The organism is Bacilli bacterium (assembly GCA_036381315.1).
Classification (GTDB): Bacteria; Bacillota; Bacilli; order Paenibacillales; family KCTC-25726; genus DASVDB01.
Genome location: DASVDB010000110.1, coordinates 1 through 2,735, shown reverse-complemented (window position 1 = coordinate 2,735; position 2,735 = coordinate 1). Strand labels below are relative to the sequence as shown.

The following is a 2,735-nucleotide window of genomic DNA, read 5'->3' as shown; positions in this document are numbered from 1 at the left end:
AAATCACGGCGAATTCCTCGCCGCCATAGCGCGCCGCAAAATCGTTGGCGGATAACTTTTCGTCGATTATGGCGGCGACTTTTTTCAGCACGATATCGCCAACCCAATGCCCGTATGTGTCGTTTACCTTTTTAAAATTATCGATATCGAGCAGCGCCACAAAGAACGGAAACGGCGATTTTTGATATTGCTCGATCAAAGTAGCCAGAAAATCCTGAAAAGAACCGTGGTTGTATAATCCCGTCAAAGCATCCAGCTTCGTTTTGCGATCCATGAGGATATTTTGGATGAGCAATTCCTGTTCCGACTTCAGCGATTTTTCGAGATGCTTCATGATGGCGATTCCCCGCCGCAAAACCGTAATGCCGGTAGCCGTCAAGCCAAACATCGTACCGATGATCAAAATGATTTGAAACGGCGGGATTTTCTGCGCAGGAACGAAGCTGATGATCAGCAAAAACAGCACCAGCATTGTAGTTCCGGAGAAGAGCAATTTGCGGATATCAAAATAAAATACCGACACAAAAAGCGGCATGGCTAAAATGATATGAATGCCCGGCATTCCGCCGGTTGCCAAAATAATCGCAAAACAGAGCAAGATGCCGGCGCTGATCACAATATAGTCGGCCAATCGGGGGAGATAGCGAACCATGAGCTCGGCCAAAATCATAAGCAACAGCATAAGAGCATTTTCAAGAAGGATATTGATTTTGATATAAGCCAGTACCTCTTCGTGGCTTAACCGCAAGGCAAAAAACAACCCCGCCGCTTGCCCGATAAAAGCAATGACAAAGGAAAACCAGTAAAAATTGATGATTTGCCGATTCCATTTTTTCGCGTCTGCCGAAAGCGACGAATGGTAGTCCATTGGGGATATCAACTCCACCCGGCAGCGGCATTTCGGCGCCGGACGTTTGCGAAACTGGCAATGCCAACGCATGGCATGCGTTCCGTTCGCATATGATACATAAAGCTAGTATACCTGTTTTGGGCTGATATTTTCAAGAAATTCAGATCGGTTCACTAACCTATCCCGCGTATGAGTCCAGTTTTTTGAGAAATGCGCTTCTTCTCCGTTCATGTGCGAGAACTTTGGGGAAATCGCGCTCAACTTGCAATTTTTCCTTGGGACTCTTCTTATCATAATGTTGAATCAGTTTGCACATTCCTCGCGGAAAGCGCAGCAAAATTTTTAGCAACTGAAAATCCGACCGGTTTAATTTGCAAACTTTCTGGTATCCATCCAGAATCGCTTTGGCGATCGCAAAATTCCAGTTATGGTCTTTGCAGGAATTGAAGATCAGTCTGTAAAGATCGTACGCGCGCAAATCCAGTCGCAGCGTTTCAAAGTCGATCAAATACATGCCTTTTCCGGTGCGAATAAGATTGGTCGGGCCGCAGTCCCCATGACATAAGGTGGCCTGCGTATTCCGGCATAAGGATTTATAGTTGCTGTTTCTTAATGCCCGGATAGAAGCGCCGGCCATTTGTAATATCTCGCTTCCGTGCTTTTGCAGCAAACGGTCGAGCGGGCTGTGAAATCCGTTTCTGTTCGCTTTGTAAACGGCATTTCGCAGCTTGTTTTGTTCCTCCCGCAGATAGGACGGCCATTTCCCCATCATGTTTTGCCGGCCTGGTGTTGCAATCTTTATTTTTTTGCCGGCCTGATGAAATTTGGCCAATAGAGTTCCGCAATCTTTCATTTGTCGGTTTGAATGGGGTGAAGGCCATACTCCTTTCAGCCAAGGGATAAGAACAAATGGGGGACTTTCGCGCCGCCATTTGACAAAAAGGCGTTTTCCCGATTTTTCGTGAGGATTCCGCCATCCGATCCGGATGGCACCAGTTAGGCGCATTTGTTGAAGCGTTTTGTCAATCCAACGCAACTGGACGGGGGGATAGGGCATTCGTTTCAAACAATACTCGTTTCCCTCGGGCGTCACGATGCGATAAACTCCTTTTTGCACGATCTTCATTCGTATTGCTTGAATTCCAAACTTGCGGGAAAGTTGTCTGACTTCCTGATTGGGGATCATCAAAGTGTTTTTGCCTCCTTTAAGCCCCCCTGGATTTGTTGAAACAAATTTTTATATCGTCTTGCGGCATGGGGCCATTGAAACCGGGAAGCCAACTTCCGTCCGGCATCGACGCGTTGGTCGGTGATTTTTTTGTGGTTCCACATATTTTGGATGGACTTGCTAATGGCGGAGCCGTCTACTTTCGGAATCGTTTGCGCCACCTTGCTGTTGACAAATTCGGCAAGCCCTCCGGCTCGCGTCGAAACCAACGGAATCCCATTGGCAAGCGCCTCAAGCGCAACCAAACCGAATGACTCCTGGAGGCTGGGCATGACTACCGCCCCATGGGAAGCGTACATTTTTTGCAACTGCGCCTGATTGCAAAACCCAATCCAGCGAATTTCCGACGATATTCCAAGTTTTCTGCATAGTGCTTTCAGATGTCTTATATAACCTTTTGGACCGGTTCCAACCAGATCCAGCCTGACTTTTTTGCCCCGGCGCTTCAATAAGGAAACAGCGATCAAAAGCTTTTCTATTCCTTTCAACGGAATGATCCGCCCAACATACAGAAGATGGTGGCGGGGACCTTTGGCCTTGGTTTTTCGCAAGACAATACCGTGCTTGATGACAACTGTTTTGTTCGCGCAAAAAGGGTACAGCTTCTTCAGCCTGGCAAACTGTGAGCGGCTTGGAACAACGATTTTATTCGCCGTT

General features: G+C 47.3%; 3 protein-coding genes. All 3 read right to left on the bottom strand.

What is annotated here, in order from left to right:
* The coding region (locus VF260_08350) for a GGDEF domain-containing protein (GenBank protein HEX7057189.1) at nucleotides 1-868 on the bottom strand (868 nt) is incomplete at its 3' end.
* A 160-nt stretch (nucleotides 869-1,028) separates the two neighbouring features.
* The gene (locus tag VF260_08345; protein HEX7057188.1) at nucleotides 1,029-1,976 is read right to left on the bottom strand and encodes a phosphotransferase; all 948 of its coding nucleotides are present in this window, start codon (nucleotides 1,974-1,976) and stop codon (nucleotides 1,029-1,031) included.
* Between the two features lie 59 nt (nucleotides 1,977-2,035).
* Nucleotides 2,036-2,735: glycosyltransferase family 4 protein (locus VF260_08340; GenBank protein HEX7057187.1), on the bottom strand; the 700-nt coding region annotated here is incomplete at its 5' end.